The organism is Micromonospora sp. MP36 (assembly GCF_008119785.1).
Classification (GTDB): Bacteria; Actinomycetota; Actinomycetes; order Mycobacteriales; family Micromonosporaceae; genus Micromonospora.
In genome coordinates this window covers 36,980-53,432 of sequence record NZ_VSFA01000047.1, presented here as the reverse complement: position 1 = coordinate 53,432, position 16,453 = coordinate 36,980, and the positions used below count along the sequence as shown (strand labels likewise).

Here is a 16,453-nt window from a genome sequence, read left to right as displayed (position 1 = left end):
AGTTCGGCGCGGGTCGGCAGACCTTCCCAGTCACCGGCGGCCGCTACGGCGAACGCTCCGCAGGCGACCGCGCGCTCGGGGGGGGCGGCGGGGGGGGGCTTCTCGAGCGTCGCCGACAGCAGCCCCGCCACGAATGCGTCACCGGCGCCGATCGTGTCGGTCACCCGCACGGTGCGCGCCGGGCAGTCGATCCGGCCGTCCGCAGAGTAGAGCGACGCTCCCTGTGCGCCACGTTTGACGGCCACCTCGGCGACGCCCGCGGCGAGCAGGGATGCCACCATGTCCTCCTCGCTGCCGGCGGCTTCCGGCGCGACAAGGTGCAGCTCGTCCTCGGATGCCACCAGCAGACTCGCGTGGGGCGCGAGCTGGCGCAGGCATGCCGCCGCGGCGGCCGCTGACCACAGCTTGCCCCGGTAGTTGACGTCCAGGCAGACGCGCGCACCAACGTGGCGCGCCTGGGCGACGGCGGCGTCGACGGCTTCGCGGGCCTGGGCGCCGAGCGCCGGGGTGATCCCGGTCAGGTGAACCCAGGACGGGGGAGTGCGGAAGCCGGCCGTGACGTCGTCGGGGGACACCGTGGACCCCGCCGATCCGGAGCGGTGGTAGATGACGCGGGTAAGGTCGCCGACGCGCCGCTCGACGACCATCACGCCGGTCGGTCGGTCCGCGTCGACTCGCGCCGAGTCGGTCCGGACGCCCTCGGCCCGCAGCGTACGCAGGACCAGCGCCCCGAGCTCGTCGGCGCCGACGACGCCCACCCAGCTCGTGGTGTGGCCGAGCCGGGCGAGGCCGATGGCCACGTTGCTCTCCGCGCCGGCCACCGACAGGGACATCGGGCCACCGAGCCGCAGCGGGGCGGACGCCCGCATCGACGCCATGGTCTCGCCGACGGTGAGGACGTCGGTCATGGCCGGCGCGCCTCGTCGACCGCGGTCCGGAACCGTGCGGCCCGGTCAGCCAACGCCGCCAGGTCGCCGCCTCGCGGGGCGTCGCCGAGCAGCGGCGAACCGACGCCGACCGCGGCCGCTCCGGCGGCCAGGTACTGGCGGGCGGCGTCGAGGTCGACCCCTCCGACCGGTACGACGTCGGTGTGCGGCAGCGGGTCGCGCAGCGCCCGCAGGTACGCCGGCCCGAACACCGACGCCGGGAACAGTTTGACGATGTGGCCGGCCTGGTCCGCGACGATCACCTCGCTGGGCGTCAGGCATCCGGCGAGTACCGGCATGCCGAGCCGCGCGGCCTCCGCGACGCCCGGACCGGCGCCGGGCGTGACGGCGAAAGTAGCCCCGGCGTCGCGGGCGCGGCGGGCGTCCTGCTCGGTCAACACCGTGCCGGCGCCGAGCGTGAGCGGGAGCCCGGAGCCCGCGAGTCGTGCGATGATGTCGAGCGCGTCGGTGCTCGTGAGCGACACCTCGACCAGGCGGATGCCTGCCTCCGCGAGAACCCGCACCGACGCGACGCACGCGTCGGGGTCGGTGCCGCGGACGATCGCCAGTAGCCCGTCCTGCCGGAGCACCGACCGGAAGTGACTTGCTTCTACCATTCTGTGAACGCTCCGTCCTCGTCGCGCCAGATCGGGTTGCGCCAGTCGTGCCCGCGCTTGTCAGCGAGCCGGACGCTCTGCTCGTCGATCTCGACGCCGAGGCCGGGACCGGTGGGAAGGGATGCGTATCCGCCGGCGAAGTTGAAGGGCCGCCGGTCGGTGACGTAGTCGAGCAGGTCGGCGCCACGGTTGTAGTGGATGCCGGCGCTCTGCTCCTGGATCAGGAAGTTCGGCGTCGTGAAGGCCACGTGCAGGCTCGCCGCCAGCGCGATGGGACCCAGTGGACAGTGCGGGGCCAGGCGTACGTCGAAGGTCTCGGCCAGCGCGGCGATCCGGCGGACCTCGGTGATGCCGCCGGCGTGGGACAGGTCCGGCTGCGCCACCGCGATGCCGGCACGTAGTGGCCCCAGGAAGTCCGTCCGCGAGTAGAGCCGCTCGCCGCACGCGACCGGCACGCTGCTGCAGGCGACGACCTCGGCGAGCCGCTCGCCGTGCTCGGGTAGCACGGGTTCCTCGGCGAAGAGGGGATGCAGCGGCTCGAGGGCGGTGAGCAGTCGTCTGGCGTCCGCGACGCTCACCCGGCCGTGGAAGTCCAGCGCCATGTCGCGCGTCGGTCCGAGCACCTCGCGGACCGCTTCGGCGCGTGCGACGACGGCGCGGGTGTCGGCGGCCGACGCCGCGGCGGGGAAGCGGCCGGTGGCGTTCAGCTTGACGGCGGTGAAGCCGTGCTCGATCTGTTCCTGGACCGCGTCGCGCAACTCCGCCGGCTCGTCGCCGCCGACCCACGAGTACATCCGGACGCGGTCCCGGACGTGACCTCCGAGCAGCACGTGCACGGGCTGGCCGAGTGCCTTTCCCGCGATGTCCCACAGGGCCTGGTCGAGCCCGGCGACCGCGCTGGAGACCTCCGGGCCGCCGCGGTAGAAGCCGCCCTTGGTCATCACCTGCCAGTGGTCCTGGATGCGCAGCGGGTCCCGGCCGATCAGGTACTGGGCGAAGAGGTCGACCGCGGTGCGGACGACCTCGGCGCGACCTTCGACAACGGGCTCGCCCCAGCCGACCACCCCGTCGTCCGTCTCGACGCGGCAGAACAGCCACCGTGGCGGAACGAGAAAGGTCTCGATCCGTTCAATCTTCACGTCGGGTCTCCCTTGTTGCCATTGCCCGGTGCGAGTCGACGCGCGCCTTGTTCAGCAGTGCCCGCACCGCCCGCTCGGCGGCGTCCGGATCTCCGTCCCGGACCCCGGCCACCACGGCGGCGTGGCTGGGGATCGGGTCGTCGATGTGGCCGGCGGCGTGCACGATCCGGTCCCGCTGGGCCAGGCCGGCCTCCAGCACGACCTCCATCTGCTCGAGCAGGTCGTTGTGGGCTGCGACCAGCAGCGCGCGGTGGAAGGCCAGGTCAGCCGACACCACGTGCTCAGGTGCGTCGGCTGCGGCCATCGCCTGCAGAGCGACGTCCAGATGCTCGAGGTCGGTGTCGGTGCGGCGTTCGGCCGCGAGCCGGGCCGCCGCCGGTTCGATGATTTCGCGTACCTCGTCGAGTTGTGCGAGGAAGCGGTGGTCGACGCCGTCGACGAACCGCCACCGGATGACGTCCGCGTCCAGCAGATGCCAGTAGCGGCGCGGCTGGACGAAGGTGCCCCGCTTCTGCCGGGCGTCCACCAGGCCCTTCGCGCCCAGCACCTTGAGCGCCTCGCGTACCACCGTCAGGCTGACGTCGAGTTCCTGCTCGAGCGCGTTGACGTTCAACGTGGCGCCCTCGGGCAGCGCTCCGCTCACGATGCGGTGGCCGATGATCTCGACGACCTCGCCGTGCACCCCACGGCGGCGCGCCGGGCGGTGCCTCGTGGCACGGTCCGCCCGGTCGGGCGTCGGGGTGTGCGCGCTCATGCCGAGTCCTTTGCGACAGTCCACCCGCCGTCGACGGTGAGGGTGGCGCCGGTGACGTAGGAGGCTCGGGTGGACGCGAGGTAACCGATCGCATCGGCCACCTCCTCGGGCTGCCCGAACCGCTTCAGCACGGTCGCCTCGACGCTCGCCTGGCGGTCCGGCTTGGGCACCCGGTCCCACGCGCCGGTCAGGATCGGCCCGGGCAGTACGCAGTTCACCCGCACCTCCGGGCCGTACTCGACGGCCAGTTGGCGGGCGAGGGCGGTGAGCCCGCCCTTGGCGGCCGCGTAGGCGGGATGCCCGGGCAGCCCGACCACGGCATGTACGGACGACACGACGACGACGTTGCCGCGCCGCTCACGCAGCAGTGGCAGGCAGGCCCGGACGCCGAGGAACGTTCCGGTCAGGTTCACGGCCAACTGCCGGTCCCACGATGCCAGGCTGAGCTGGTCAGCCGGCGACACTTCCACGGTGGCCGCGTTGCTGACCAGGACGTCTACGCCACCGAACCGGTCGCGAGCGGTGGCGACCACCCGCTGCCAGTCCGCCTCGGCGGCGGCGTCGGCGGCCACGTAGGCGGCCGTGCCACCGGCGGCCCTGATGTCGGCCGCTGTCTGCTCGCCGCGCGGGTCGATGTCGCACAGCAGTACGGCGGCGCCCTCGGCGGCGAAGTGGCGTGCGGCCGCCGCTCCGATGCCTGCGGCCGCGCCGGTCACCACGGCGACGCGCCGATCAAGATTCGGGGATGTCACGATGAGATCCTTCCAGAGCCCACCGGCGGCGGGCTGATCACGGCCGTGTCCAGCACCGCGTCAGGGCTCCCCGGACGTACCACCGCCAGCTCGACGGCGGCTGCGTCCGGGTGATCCTCTGTGCGCACGTCCAGCGCCAGCTCGCCACCGGCCACGGCGGCCGTGACCGGTCGGTCGGCGATCGGCGCGCCGTCGCTGCCGAGGAGGCGGCAGCGCACCGTGCCGTCGGTGAAGGTGGCGAAGGCGCCGGTGAGCTGCAGCCCGTGGCCCGTACGCGCGGCGTGCAGGTGCCGCAGCACGACACCGCCGGGCGTGACCCGACGCGGCGGCGCGCCGCAGCGGAGCACGGACAGCCGCACGATGAGGTCGGTGTGTTCGCCGGGGGCGAGGTCGACCAGAGGGCCCAGCACCTCGCTCTCCAGGATCCGCGCGGTCGGCCGCAGGCCCCCGAGTGACTCGATGCCCCGCTCCTGAGGGCACTCGAGCCACACCTCTGCGCGCGCTCCACCGTCGGGGTACCGTCCGGCCGGATCGACGGCGAAGTGTTGGGTGACCAGGTGGCCACCGCTGACCGTGGCGAGCCAGCCGGACGCGCCGGGCACCGCGAGCTTGCCGACGACGTCCTGGCCCGTCACGTGGACGACGCCGTCGGCGAGGGCCCACGACGGCAGGCCGGTACCGGCGAGCAGCCCGCGGATCGGCACCGGGCTGTCGTCGACCCCGGCATACCAGCCGTCACCGGTGCCGGCGACCGGCCCCGGCAACTGGAGCACGTTCCACGGCGCCCACCGCACCGGATGCGGACCGGTGTTGATCAGCCGGTGCGTGATGGTGACCGTGGTGCTGCCGTCAACGACGTCGACGAGACGCCGGATGGTCAGTCCGCTGCGCGGATCGGCCGCGCTGCTCATGGTCAGCCGCGCCCGGCCACCGTGCTCGGCCACCGTCCAGGTGTAGGGGCCGGAGTCCAGTACCGCGTCGGGCGGGCCGGCCCACTGCCCGGGGCCGTCCCAGCCCTGAGGCGCGGGCCAGGTCTTGTCCCCGCCGTAGTTCCGCCAGGTGGCCATCGTCCCGTCGGGCGCGGGACCGTGGTCGGCCCGGCGGTGCAGGCGCTCGTCGAGCAACGCGTCGTTGCGGTACAGCGTCTCGTGACCGGCGAGACGCAGCGCGAGGATGCGACCGCCCAGGGCGGGCACCGCGCCGAGTTCGACCGCGCCGGCACGCAGCCAGACCACCTCGTCGGGTCCGGCCTCGTCGACGGTCACCTCCACAGCGTGGGGGAGCAGGTCACTCATGGTCCCGGTGCCCGGGGAGCAGCACGACCTTGCCGCGGCTCTCTCCCGCCGCGAGCCGGTACGCCTCATCGGCCTGGTCGAGGTCGAACCGGTCGCTGACCACCGCCTCCGGGCGCAGCCCCCAGCGCACCAGGTCGGCGGTGATCCGCTCCATCCCCCGCACCGAGGTCACCCACGACGCGTAGAGCGTGAGCTGCTTGTGCAGCAGGGCGTCGGACACCTCAGTCTCGAGGGTCCCGCCCTCGCCGACCAGCGAGACGCGACCCCATTCGGCGGTCAGTTCGATCCCCGTGCTGCGGCCCGCCCGGCTGCCCGAGCAGTCGATCACCGCCTGGGCGCCGACACCCGCCGTCGCCTCGGCGACCGCCGCCCCGGAGTCGTCCGGATGGGCTGTCGCGTCGAACAGGCCCAGGCCCTCGGCCCAGCCGCGCCGAGCGGCGCTCGGCTCGACGCCGATCACGCGTCGGGCGCCCATGCCCCGGGCGATCATCCCGGCGGCCAGGCCGACCGGGCCCAGTCCCACCACGACCACGTCGTCCGAGCCCGTCACGCCGAGCCGGTGCAGGCCTTCGTAGGCGGTGCCGAAGCCGCAGGCGATCAGCGCACCGTCGACGAACGACAGTTCGTCGGGCAGCGCGATCGCGGTGCGCTCGTCCACCAGGATGTAGTCGGCGTGTCCGCCGTCGCGCTGCCACCCGTAGGCGGCACGCACCGGGGAGGTGCAACTGATCATCCAGCCGCCCCGACAGTTGTGGCAGACCCCGCAACCGACGATGTGGTACGCCAGGACGCGGTCGCCCGGACCGAAGCGGCGTACCTGCGGGCCGGAGGCGACGACGGTCCCCGCCGGTTCGTGCCCGGCCACGACGCCGCGGTAGGCGGCGCCCTCCTCACCGCGGTGGCCCTTGTAGCCCCGGTAGATGTAGCCGATGTCGCTGCCGCAGATACCCGAGGCGCCGACGCGCACCAGGAGTTCGCCCGGCCCGGGCTCGGGGACCTCGACGTCGCGTACGACCGCGGTGCAGTCGCCGGGCAGGTAGACGCCGCGCATGCGCTGCGGGATGCCGGACATGCTCATGCCTTCCGTGGTTTCGGTGTTGCTCAGGGCCATCAGGAGGTCAACCTCCGGCGGCGGCCGAGCAGGACGTTGATGAGGACGGCGAGCACGATGATCACGCCACGCACCACGTCCTGGAGGAACTGGTTCACGCCCATCAGGACCAGGCCGTTGCCGATCAGCGTGATGAAGATGACGCCGAGGGCGGTGGCCAGGATGGATCCGGACCCACCGGCCAGCGCCGTGCCACCGATCACCACCGCCGCGATGACGTCGAACTCCAGGCCCATCGCGGAGCCGCCGTTGCCGGAGCCGAGGCGGGCCGCGAGGAGCACACCGGTGATGGCGGCGAGGAGGCCGTTCACGGCGAACAGCGAGATCCGGATCCGCTTGACGGGGATGCCGGCCAGTTCGGCCGCGCGGGCGTTGCCGCCCAGTGCGTAGACCGCGCGGCCGTACGGGGTCTTGAGCGCGATCACGAGGAAGACGGCCAGCAGGACGATCATCACGACCGCCGGGGTCGGCACCCCGGCCACCTCGCCGGCCAGGAAGTCGAAGAACCGCGACTCCGGCAGCGGGACCGGCAGCGCGTTGCTGATGAACTGGGCGAGGCCGCGTAGAGCGCTGTAGACGCCGAGGGTGGCGATGAACGCCGGCACGTTGTACTGCGCCCGCAGGAACCCGGCGAACGCGCCGATGGCGGTGCCGATCACCAGGGTCAGGACGACGGCCAGCGGGATGCCCAGGCCCCAGTCCGTCGCGGCCTTGGCCACCATGACCGAGCCGAAGGCAACGGCCGGGCCGATGGAGATGTCGATGTCTCCGGCGATGATGACCAGGGTCATGCCCCACGCGGCGATCCCGATCTGCGCGGCGTCGCGCAGGATCCCCAGCTGGTTGCTGCCGGTCAGGAAGCCGCCCGCCTGCGTGCCGAGCACGAGGTACAACACGACGATGGCGGCGAGCAGTCCGAGCTCGTTGACACCACGGCTCAGTCGCATGCGGCGTACCTGTTGCTGCACCTCGGTGGGCGCGGGTGCCGTCTGCACGGTCGAACTCACACTGACTCCCCAGTTGTGGACGGGGCCGCGCTCCCGGTTCCGTCTGCCAGGGTGGCGGCGAAGATTGCCGATTCGGTGATGTTGTCGCCGGTCAATTCGGCGGTGATCGCGCCCTCGCGCAGCACGACGACCCGGCTGCAGACCAGCGGCAGCTCCTCGAGTTCGCTCGAGACGAACAGGATGCTGACGCCGTCGTCGGCCAGCTTGCGTACCAGCTCGTAGATCTGTGCCTTGGCTTGGACGTCGACGCCGCGGGTCGGTTCGTCCAGCAGCAGGACCCGGCTACCGCGATGCAGCCACCGGGCGATCACGGCCTTCTGCTGATTGCCGCCGGACAGCGCGCCGACCGGCACGGTCACGTCGGGGGTGCGAATCGACAGGGCGGACACGAGCTTCCTGGCCGCGCCGCGCTGCAGTCGGCTGGACAGTAACGGTCCGCGGCGTACCGTGCTGCGATCGGCGAGGACGATGTTCTCGTCGACGCCGAGCAGCGGGACGATCCCGTCGGTCTTGCGTTCCTCGGGGGTGAGGCCGACGCCGCGGCGGATCATGCCGCGGATCGACCAGCGGCGCAGCTGCTCACCGAAGAGGGTGAGGGTGCCGGCGGCGGGCGGCAGGAGACCGGCGATCGCTCGGAGGAGTTCCGTGCGACCGGCTCCCCGGACCCCGGCGATGCCGAGGATCTCGCCCTCGTGGAGGTCAAAGCTGACCTCGCGCACCTTGGGTGGTACCGACAGGCCGCGTACGGCCAGCGCGACCGGCCGGCTGGTCGCCGGCGCCGGGGACTGGTGACTCATCGACACCGTGGCGTCCGCCGCGGTGCCGAGCATCAGGGCGACGATGTCGTCGCTGCTCGCGCCGCTCGTGCTGACGGTCTCCACGAGGCGGCCGTCCCGCATCACCGAGGCGCTGTGGGCAATCTGTCTGATCTCGCCCAACCGGTGGCTGACGTAGATGATTCCGACGCCGGCGGCGGCGATCCGGTTCACGGCCTGGAGTACGACGTCGACCTCGGCGGCGGCGAGGGAGCTGGTGGGTTCATCCAGGATCAGCAGCTTCGGCGATCCCTGGAGGGCTCGCGCGATCTCGACCATCTGCTGCTCGGCCACCGGCAGGGCGCCGACGGGCGCGTTCGGGTCGACCCGCACGCCGAGCTTCGCCAGCGCGGCCTCCGCCGAGTCCTTCATCCAGCCGGTCCGGACCAGGCCGCCCCGGCCGACCGGCAGCGCGCCCAGATGGTAGTTCTCGGCGACGCTGAGCTGTGGCACCAGGCTGAGTTCCTGGTACACGGTGGCGACGCCGAGCCGGCTCGCCTCGCGGCTGCCGCCGCCGGTGAGGACCGTGCCACCGATCGCGACGGTCCCCTCGTCGGGCTTCTCGACGCCGGAGAGCAGCCGGATCAGGGTCGACTTGCCGGCGCCGTTCTTGCCGAGCAGGGCGCGCACCTCACCGGCGTGCATCTCGAAGTCGACGTGGTCGAGGGCGAGCACGCCGGGATAGCGGCGGACCACTGCCCGGGTCTGGGCCACCGGGTCGGATCCGTGCTCCGATCCGGCGCCCCAGACCTTGCGTTGATCGTTGAGCGATCCCATGGTTACGGCAGACCGTCCGCGTGAACCTTCAGCCATTCCTGCACGGTGGCCTTGTCGTCGGCGGTGTATCCGGTGATCGGGTCGTCCACGATCTTGCCCAGCGACTTGTCGCCCTCGAGGATCCGCTGGACCTGCTCCCAGGCGAGCTTGCCGGTGACCTTGCCGGAGATGTCGGTGATGCTCTTGATCACCGTGCCGTCGGCGAGGGCGTTGGCGATGTCGGTGGTCATGTCGCTGCCGAACACCACGATCTTGCCGGACTTGTTCGCCGCCTGGATCGCCTTGTACGCGCCGTAGGTGGCGCCGCCGGACTCACCGTAGAACGCGTCGAGGTCCGGGTTGGCCTGGATCTGGTTGCCCGCCACGCTGACGGCCTTGTCCTGGGTGGTGCCGGCCTGGTTCGACACGATCTGGTAGCCGGGCACCTTCGCCTTCAGGGCCTCTTCGAAGCCCTGCCGCCGCAGCTTGCACACCTCGACGAACTCGCAGTTGACGACGGCGATCTTCGGGTTCGTGATCCCGGCCTTGAGGAAGTAGTCGGCCGCCGCGTTGCCGGTGTCCCGGCCGAAGGCGACCGGGTCGCCCTGTACGTAGGCGGACACGTACTTGCTGATGTCGGCATCGCCGACGCAGGTGTTGTAGCAGACAACCGGGATGCCCGCCTTGGCGGCGGAGCGGATCGCGGGGACCGAGCCGGTCGCGGAACTGGCCGAGATGATCAACGCGTCGACCTTGGAGCTCACCAGCGTGGAGACGAACGACGCCTCCTTCGAGACGTCGCCGCCCGGGTTGCTCTCGACGAGCTTGAGCTTGGCCCCGGACGTCGAGGCAGCGCTCTGGAATCCGGCCTTGACTCCGCCGTAGAAGCCCTGGGAGTCCATGAAGACCGCGCCGACACGCAGCGACCGATGCTTGACCGGACCGGTGGAAGCACTGTTCGACGTGCCGCTGCTGCACGCCGACAGGGTCACGACGAACGCGGCGGCGGCCGCCGCGACCGTGGCCCAGCGTCGGGGACGCATGCCCAACCCAACCTCCAACAGACAGGAGCCCCCGAGGGCTCGCCGACCGCCTCGAGCGAGGCGCTGACCAGTGTTAACCTGACCGACACAGCAGGTCAACATAATTTATGAAAAAATCTGGAGGCCGGCGTGCGAGCCCAGACGTTGACCGGACCCGTCGCCCATCACGGCGAGGGGCCGACCTGGTGGCCCGACGGGACCCTGCGGTGGGTCGACATGCTCGCCGGGGACGTACTTAGCCTCGACGGCGACGGCCGGGTCGAACGCCGGCACGTCGGCCAGGTCGCCGCCGCGCTGCGCCCCCGCGCCGCGGGCGGTGCGGTCGTCGCGCTCGAGCGTGGCTTCGCGCTCTGTGACCCCGACGGGAGCCTGCGGCCGCTGGACCCGCTGTGGCGCGACCCCGGCGTACGAATGAACGAGGGCAGCTGCGCTCCGGACGGCAGCTTCTGGTGCGGATCGATGGCCTACGACGCGCGCCCCGGCCGGGGAACGCTCTTCCGGCTCGCGCCCGACCTCTCCGTGACCCCCGAACTCACCGCAGTAACGATCTCCAACGGCCTCGACTGGAGTCCTGACGGCACCACCGCCTACTACGTCGACACGCCCACCGGTCGCATCGACATGTTCGACTGGGCGCCGGAGACCGGTTTGACCGACCGGCGCACGTTCGTCGAGATCCCGCCCGATGAGGGTGCTCCGGACGGGCTGACCGTCGACAGCGAAGGCGGCGTGTGGATCGCGCTGTGGGGTGGCTCCGCCGTACGCCGGTACACCCCCGACCGCCGGCTGGACGCGGTGGTCACCGTCGCGGCGCGTCAGGTCACGGCATGTGCCCTCGGTGGGCCGCGCGGCGACGAGTTGATCATCACCACGTCGCGAGAGGGTCTGCGGCCCGATGAAGATCCGCTGGCCGGCTGCCTCTTCCAGGCGGCGGTGGGGATACCCGGACAGGCCGTGCGGCCCTTCGCCGGCTGAGCGCGGCCGCCATGCGGTGCGCCGTCCGCCGCACATCGACGGGCCGGCGGCCGATGCCCGCCCTCGCCCTGATGGCGATCGCCTTCGGGTGGGAGCGGTCCACCAGTGAGTCGTAAGCGGGCGCGCCTGCCGGCGAGGGTCGGCCGGCTGCCTTCTTGACCAAGCTGCACCGTGACGCGCACCGCGCCACCCCACTGTTTCAGAAGATCGCCGTCGGCCAACGCGGCGAAGACGACCCCACTCACATGAGGCCGGCTCACTCATCTCCGTCCACCCGACGACGCCGAAGACGACGGCTGTGGGCCGTCCCTGGTGGATCAGTGCGCGAGCAGCACCTGGAGGGGCGGAGGCCGTCGCCGACACGCGGCCATCGATGGGGACCTACCGGCACTCGACGGGGCCGCTACGATGTTGTTGCACACCATTGTGGATCACCGTGGATCATCGTGCGTACGGCAACACCAGCAGTTTCGAGTCGACGACTACAGCAGACGGCGGTGGATCATGCGGATACAGCCGCGCCAGGAGATCCTCGACATCTGGCGGGCCACGGTGCGCAGTTGCTGGCAGAACGGTGAATGGCACTGGGGTGGCCGGAGCGGCAGCAACTCGATCAGCGACGCGGAGCAACTGCTGACCCTGCTGCTCCCGGCGGCCAAGGTGCCGGTGCTGTCGCTGGACGACCCGGACCGCACCGACGAAGAGGTCATCGAGGCACTCAACCCGATCGGCGGGGCGATCGAGATCCCCCGCCGGCTGGTCGGCGTGATGATCGATTACTTCACCCGGTACACCGACGACACCGGCACCCCGCTCTTCGGCGGTGGCAGCTACCTAAACCCGGTGGAGGGTGGTCCGGAGCTCACCGAGGAGCAGCGCTCCCTGGACATCGTCGACTCGTTCGCGGTGTCCGTCACGCTCACCCTGGCCACGATCGGTTTCGTCAAGGTCTACCGTGGCTCCACCCAGCGACGCGACCTGCTCGCGCAACTCGACACGCTGGAGGCGATGGCCAGCGCGCGGCTCACCGCGGCCATGGTGGGCCTGCTGCGCAGCTTCAGTACCTTCGTCTTCACCGCGTCCGACGAGTACGGCGTGCGGCTGTGCGACATGGTCAACCAGGACGAGCTGCCGCGCCGCGAACTGGTGGCGGCGCTGCGCGAGCAGCTGCGGGACACCATGGCCAGCCTGCGCAGCGTGGTGATCGGGTCCGGCCGGGTGACCGAGGACCTGGACAACAGCGAGATGCTCTTCGAGTGCGGCTGGTCGTGGGGGGTCATCGCCGGGGCCGAGGAGGTCCCGACCAGCGAACCGATCGGCCTGCAACGCGAGGGCGCGGCGGAGAACGCTCCCTACCTCTACTTCACGGTCATCGCGATGGACGCCATCGAGGACCTGAACTCCGAGCGCACCCGCCTGCTCGGTTTGCTCAACGAGGAGCAGCAGCGGCTGTCGCGGGCACTGCAACTGCGGTGGGAGCTGACCCGCACCTACTGGGCGACGGTGGCGACCTTCGACAACCGGCGGCGGTGGCCCATCGAGGACATTCCGTGGCGGACCACCGACGGTGACCGGACCGACTACTACACCCTGCAGGCCACCTCGCTGGCGGTGAAGGGGCTGCTCGCCGGTGGGCGTGGCGCCGACGAGGAGCTCGGGCGGATCGCCGCGGTGCTGGTGGAGTTGGCGCAGCGGGCGCGGATCACCCGGCGTGCCTCGCCTGACGAGTCGGCGTTGATCGTGCACGCGCCGGGCAAGCGGGTGACGTTGAACGACGACACGTCGAAGCCGATCATGACGTGGAACGTCAACGAATTCTCCACGGTGCTGCTGCAGCGGGCGGCCACCGTCGCGGGTCTGCTGAGCAACGCCCGCGGGCGCAGTGAGCTGCTGGAGTTGGCCGACGAGGTGTGGGATCACCTGCTGCTGCGGCGGATGCCGGACGGCCGGCACCGGGGGCTGTGGGATCACGCCGGTGGCGCCTTCCCGGGGCTGGCGCCGAAGCCGGAAGCGCCTTCCTGGTATCTGACCGAGCGGGTGGTGCAGGCGCTGGTCAGCGCCGGTCAGTTGCTCTGGGAGCGGCCGTTCCCGCGGGCCGGCCGGCTCGCCGCGTACGCGCAGGACCTCATCGACGAGGCCGAGTACCTGTTCGACCGGGAGTTGATGCGCGGCACGTTCGCCGGTGAGGCGATGCAGCGCAGCATGCGCAGCATCCGGGCCAGCCTGCGCCGGGCGCAGATGCTGGTGGACGAGCGTCCGGGCACGGCGGCCGCCCTGGCGAACACCCTGCTGCTGCTGCTCAACGACGTCACCACCGGGCAGCAGAAAGCCAGCGAGGGGATCTGAATGCTGGTCTTCGTCACGTCGCACAAGGGCGGCACCGGGCGGTCGGTGACCGCGGCGAACATCGCCTACCGCAGCGCGTTGTCCGGCCGTCCCACCTGCTATCTGGACTACGATTTCGGCTCGCCGACGGCGGGTATCACGTTCCAGATTCCGCAGGCGGTCAACGGGGTGGAGGGCGCCGGGCCGAACGGGGGTGGCCTGCACCGGTACCTGCGCGGGGAGATCCCGTCCCCGGAGCAGTTGGACGTGTGGGGCACCTCGGAGCGGGCCAGCCTGCGGCAGCGGCCGATCGGGTCGGGTCCGCTGGTGCTGCTGCCGGGGCAGCGCAACGGCAGTGAGTTCGGCTTCACCAACGACATCGCCAAGCGCTGCGCCGAGCTCTTCCTTCGTCTGGAGGAGGAGTTCGACCTGACGCTGGTGGATCTCAGCGCCGGTCGGTCCTACGCCAGCCAGATCGCGTTGGCCGCTACCGCCACGTCGACGCTGCGGAAGGTGAACGTTCGCTGGTTGGTCTTCCACCGGTGGACTCCCCAGCACGTCACGGCCGCCGCGGACCTGGCCTTCGAGGCCGGTGGGATCGTGGCCATGGGCAAGGAGTACGGCCACGAGCCGGAGCGACTGCGCGAGTCGCTGCGGTTCATCCGCACCGCGGTGATCGACTCGCGGGGTCCCGAGGTCGGTCACCTCGATCTCGCCCAGCAGGCCTTCCTGCGCAAGTGTGACGCGGAGCTGTCGGAGCTGGCCCGGCGGCGGGGGGTCGGGCGCACCACGCTGCTCGGCGCGGTGCCGCTGGACCCCTTGCTGCAGTGGCGGGAGCAGCTCATCTCGGACCACGACGTGCAGACGAAGATTGCGAACGCGAAGACCGTGGACGCCTTCGTGGATCTGACCGAGAAGCTTTTTGATGAAACGGCATGGGAGACCGTGTGATTGGCGTGGATGTCAGGTTCCAGGAGGCAGCTGCGGTGCGTCGAACGGAGAGCGTGGCGTATTCGCACCTGTCGGTGGAGTTGGGGCACTTCTACGCGGAGGACTTCGGCGACGGGTGCCAGGAGCTTCGGCGCAAGTTCGAGCGGATCGCGGACTGGGCGGGGGCGATCCCGGCGCTGGCGCGACGGGGGCTGCCCCCGCACCGGCAACCGCGCATCAGCACCTGTTTCCTGGTGGACGACTACTTCCACCGGTTCGGCACCCCGCGTGAGGTGATCCCGCAGGTGCAGAGCGCCGCGGCGGAGCACGGCCTGATGGTGGACTACGTGGCGCGGGAGTCCAGCTTCGCCCGGTACGACGGTGTCGAGCTGGCCCAGCTGGTGGTGGACACGCTGGTGGTGGAACCGCCCCGGCACACGAACGGGAGTCGCCCCCCGTTGAGCGAGTCGGGCTGGCTGTCCAACGGTAAGCGCTCGCCCGGGCATGTCGACGCGCCGGCGATGACGCTGCCTCGGCCATGGTCCCCGCCGGTGCAGTCCGGCGACCCCCGCCACTCCATCTTCGTCGACGTCGAGTTGTGGTCCGACGAACCGAAAACGCGGGTGTGGGCCTGCGCGCTGCTCGCCTCGGTCTGGCAGATGACTCGGCTGGGCGTGCTCCGGCACCGAGGTGAGACGATCACCCAGCCGTCCCGGCTCGCCGGCGAGCTGCCCAACGACTGGGACGAGCTGCCGTCGGTCGTGCAGCTGAACCCGGTCGCCGCGCCGTTCTGCGCGTACCGCACGCTGACCCTGATGGACACCCAGTACCTGCCGGTGGAGCTGGCCGTGCGGACCATCCTCGGCCAGGTGGCGGTGCCACCGCCGGTCGCCGAGCAGGTCGCCAAGCGGGCCGGCGGTGAGGGCCTGCAGTTGCCCAGCGAGCTGGTCGACCGGTTGAGCTACGTGTTCATCGGCGAGTGAGCGTGGTCTGCGCGCTGGCTGACCGTCACCCGGCCGGCCAGGTCGCGCAGCAGGGCCATGTTGCTCACGCTGATCTGATCACGGATCCAATTGACCGACGACTTCCACTGCCGGCTGAACCCGGGCACCTGCTCCAGCCGGTCCCAGATCGGGCGCAGCCGCGGGTCCACCCGCGCGCCGGGCAGCCACAGGTGCAGCAGGTGCTCCAGCACCGGCCGCAGCCGTTCGACGTGCTCCCGCCCGGAGACGGATCGGGTCACCGCAGCCTCCACCAGGGCGGACAGCATGGTGAGCAGCCAGTCGTGCAGGGCGAGGTCCTCGCAGAGGCCGGCCACGGCGGTCGGCACGTCCTGCGGGCCGACCACGAGCTCGACCGTGCGCAGCGTCGGGGACTCCACGGTGACCACCGCCGCGGCGTCCCGGTCCGGGTCGACCTGCGCCGCCCAGCGCAGCCGGGTGCGCGCCGCGCGCAGTGGCGGGCGCCGGTCCAGCAGGTCGGACATCTGCACGCCGTCGAGCACCCGGCCGGTGATCGCCTCCAGGTTCAGCACGTCGGCGGCGTTGCCGTGCAGAAAGCCCGCCGTCAGGTCCGCGGCGTCCAGCTTGCCGACCGTCTCCAGGACGCCGGGATTGGCCAGGTAGTGCGACCACGGCCGGCGGCGCTCTCCGGCGACGATCTGGATGACGGAGCTGGCCTGCCCGATTCGGCCGCCGGTGATGATGGCCCGGGTGACCACCGCGCCCACCCCGCGCAGCTGGCGCTTCTTGGCGCTGGGTAGCCAGCAGTCCACACCGGTGCGGACGTCGGGCGACACCGCGTACAGCGACGGGCGCCGGGAGGTCAGCACGGACTCGCCCTCGACCAGGCTGAGCACCTCGGCGCTCTGCTCCTGTGCCAGCGCCGTGCTGTGCTGCAGCAGGCTGGTGTGCACCTCACCCACCGTGAGCATGGCTTCCTCCGCATCGCCGCCACCGGTCCGCGGTCGCCCCGCGAATCCGGTCCCATGGTGATTGACGTACGCCGC

Annotated in this window: 15 protein-coding genes; 4 read left to right on the top strand and 11 right to left on the bottom strand. The window is 71.4% G+C overall.

Annotation, left to right across the window (positions count from 1 at the left end; genetic code table 11):
* The 10 genes from FXF52_RS25605 to FXF52_RS25560 all read right to left on the bottom strand — a co-directional run.
* On the bottom strand, positions 1–908 hold a 908-nt coding region (locus FXF52_RS25605), incomplete at its 3' end, for a sugar kinase (protein ID WP_148800877.1).
* Positions 905–1,543: a bifunctional 4-hydroxy-2-oxoglutarate aldolase/2-dehydro-3-deoxy-phosphogluconate aldolase gene (locus FXF52_RS25600; protein WP_148800876.1), complete on the bottom strand. Its 639-nt coding sequence runs from the start codon at positions 1,541–1,543 to the stop codon at positions 905–907. The genes FXF52_RS25600 and FXF52_RS25605, both read right to left, overlap by 4 nt.
* Positions 1,537–2,682: a galactonate dehydratase gene (dgoD, locus tag FXF52_RS25595; RefSeq protein WP_148800875.1), complete on the bottom strand. Its 1,146-nt coding sequence runs from the start codon at positions 2,680–2,682 to the stop codon at positions 1,537–1,539. Before dgoD ends, FXF52_RS25600 begins: the two co-directional genes overlap by 7 nt.
* Positions 2,672–3,436, bottom strand: coding sequence for a FadR/GntR family transcriptional regulator (locus FXF52_RS25590; RefSeq protein WP_148800874.1), 765 nt, complete (start codon positions 3,434–3,436; stop codon positions 2,672–2,674). Before FXF52_RS25590 ends, dgoD begins: the two co-directional genes overlap by 11 nt.
* Entirely contained in the window at positions 3,433–4,188 is a 756-nt protein-coding gene (locus tag FXF52_RS25585; protein WP_222870675.1) for an SDR family NAD(P)-dependent oxidoreductase, read from the bottom strand. The genes FXF52_RS25590 and FXF52_RS25585 overlap by 4 nt, the downstream gene beginning before the upstream one ends.
* Entirely contained in the window at positions 4,185–5,453 is a 1,269-nt protein-coding gene (locus FXF52_RS25580) for a DUF4380 domain-containing protein (protein WP_187413685.1), read from the bottom strand. The genes FXF52_RS25585 and FXF52_RS25580 overlap by 4 nt, the downstream gene beginning before the upstream one ends.
* Positions 5,454–5,475: 22 nt before the next feature.
* On the bottom strand, positions 5,476–6,594 hold the full coding sequence (locus tag FXF52_RS25575; RefSeq protein ID WP_222870674.1) for a zinc-binding dehydrogenase: 1,119 nt from the start codon (positions 6,592–6,594) through the stop codon (positions 5,476–5,478).
* Positions 6,594–7,601: an ABC transporter permease gene (locus FXF52_RS25570; RefSeq protein ID WP_222870673.1), complete on the bottom strand. Its 1,008-nt coding sequence runs from the start codon at positions 7,599–7,601 to the stop codon at positions 6,594–6,596. The genes FXF52_RS25575 and FXF52_RS25570 overlap by 1 nt, the downstream gene beginning before the upstream one ends.
* Positions 7,598–9,193 (bottom strand): sugar ABC transporter ATP-binding protein, encoded by a 1,596-nt coding sequence (locus FXF52_RS25565; protein ID WP_148800871.1) that lies wholly within the window; start codon positions 9,191–9,193, stop codon positions 7,598–7,600. Before FXF52_RS25565 ends, FXF52_RS25570 begins: the two co-directional genes overlap by 4 nt.
* Before the next feature lie 2 nt (positions 9,194–9,195).
* The gene (locus tag FXF52_RS25560; protein WP_187413684.1) at positions 9,196–10,215 is read right to left on the bottom strand and encodes a substrate-binding domain-containing protein; all 1,020 of its coding nucleotides are present in this window, start codon (positions 10,213–10,215) and stop codon (positions 9,196–9,198) included.
* A gap of 129 nt (positions 10,216–10,344) precedes the next feature.
* On the opposite strand from FXF52_RS25560, the gene FXF52_RS25555 reads away from it, so the two are divergent.
* From FXF52_RS25555 to FXF52_RS25540, 4 genes are all read left to right on the top strand, one after another.
* The gene (locus FXF52_RS25555) at positions 10,345–11,190 is read left to right on the top strand and encodes an SMP-30/gluconolactonase/LRE family protein (protein WP_148800869.1); all 846 of its coding nucleotides are present in this window, start codon (positions 10,345–10,347) and stop codon (positions 11,188–11,190) included.
* 504 nt (positions 11,191–11,694) lie between these two features.
* Positions 11,695–13,536 carry an SCO2524 family protein gene (locus tag FXF52_RS25550; protein ID WP_148800868.1) on the top strand — a complete coding sequence of 614 codons (1,842 nt, stop codon included), beginning with the start codon at positions 11,695–11,697 and terminating at the stop codon, positions 13,534–13,536.
* On the top strand, positions 13,537–14,466 hold the full coding sequence (locus FXF52_RS25545; protein ID WP_148800867.1) for an SCO2523 family variant P-loop protein: 930 nt from the start codon (positions 13,537–13,539) through the stop codon (positions 14,464–14,466).
* A gap of 35 nt (positions 14,467–14,501) precedes the next feature.
* On the top strand, positions 14,502–15,428 hold the full coding sequence (locus FXF52_RS25540; protein ID WP_255472331.1) for an SCO2522 family protein: 927 nt from the start codon (positions 14,502–14,504) through the stop codon (positions 15,426–15,428).
* Here FXF52_RS25540 and FXF52_RS25535 read toward each other — a convergent pair.
* A complete protein-coding gene (locus tag FXF52_RS25535; RefSeq protein WP_148800866.1) occupies positions 15,407–16,378 on the bottom strand; it encodes an SCO2521 family protein in 972 nt (323 codons plus the stop codon). The genes FXF52_RS25540 and FXF52_RS25535 overlap by 22 nt on opposite strands.
* Between the last annotated feature and the right edge of the window lie 75 nt (positions 16,379–16,453).

Excerpts from the sequence above, each read along its gene's own strand:
- FXF52_RS25600 (WP_148800876.1), bottom strand. The coding sequence starts at position 1,543 with ATGGTAGAAGCAAGTCACTTCCGGTCGGTGCTCCGGCAGGACGGGCTA.
- FXF52_RS25590 (WP_148800874.1), bottom strand. The coding sequence starts at position 3,436 with ATGAGCGCGCACACCCCGACGCCCGACCGGGCGGACCGTGCCACGAGG.
- FXF52_RS25575 (WP_222870674.1), bottom strand. The coding sequence starts at position 6,594 with ATGGCCCTGAGCAACACCGAAACCACGGAAGGCATGAGCATGTCCGGC.
- FXF52_RS25565 (WP_148800871.1), bottom strand. The coding sequence starts at position 9,193 with ATGGGATCGCTCAACGATCAACGCAAGGTCTGGGGCGCCGGATCGGAG.
- FXF52_RS25560 (WP_187413684.1), bottom strand. The coding sequence starts at position 10,215 with ATGCGTCCCCGACGCTGGGCCACGGTCGCGGCGGCCGCCGCCGCGTTC.
- FXF52_RS25550 (WP_148800868.1), top strand. The coding sequence starts at position 11,695 with ATGCGGATACAGCCGCGCCAGGAGATCCTCGACATCTGGCGGGCCACG.
- FXF52_RS25545 (WP_148800867.1), top strand. The coding sequence starts at position 13,537 with ATGCTGGTCTTCGTCACGTCGCACAAGGGCGGCACCGGGCGGTCGGTG.
- FXF52_RS25535 (WP_148800866.1), bottom strand. The coding sequence starts at position 16,378 with ATGCTCACGGTGGGTGAGGTGCACACCAGCCTGCTGCAGCACAGCACG.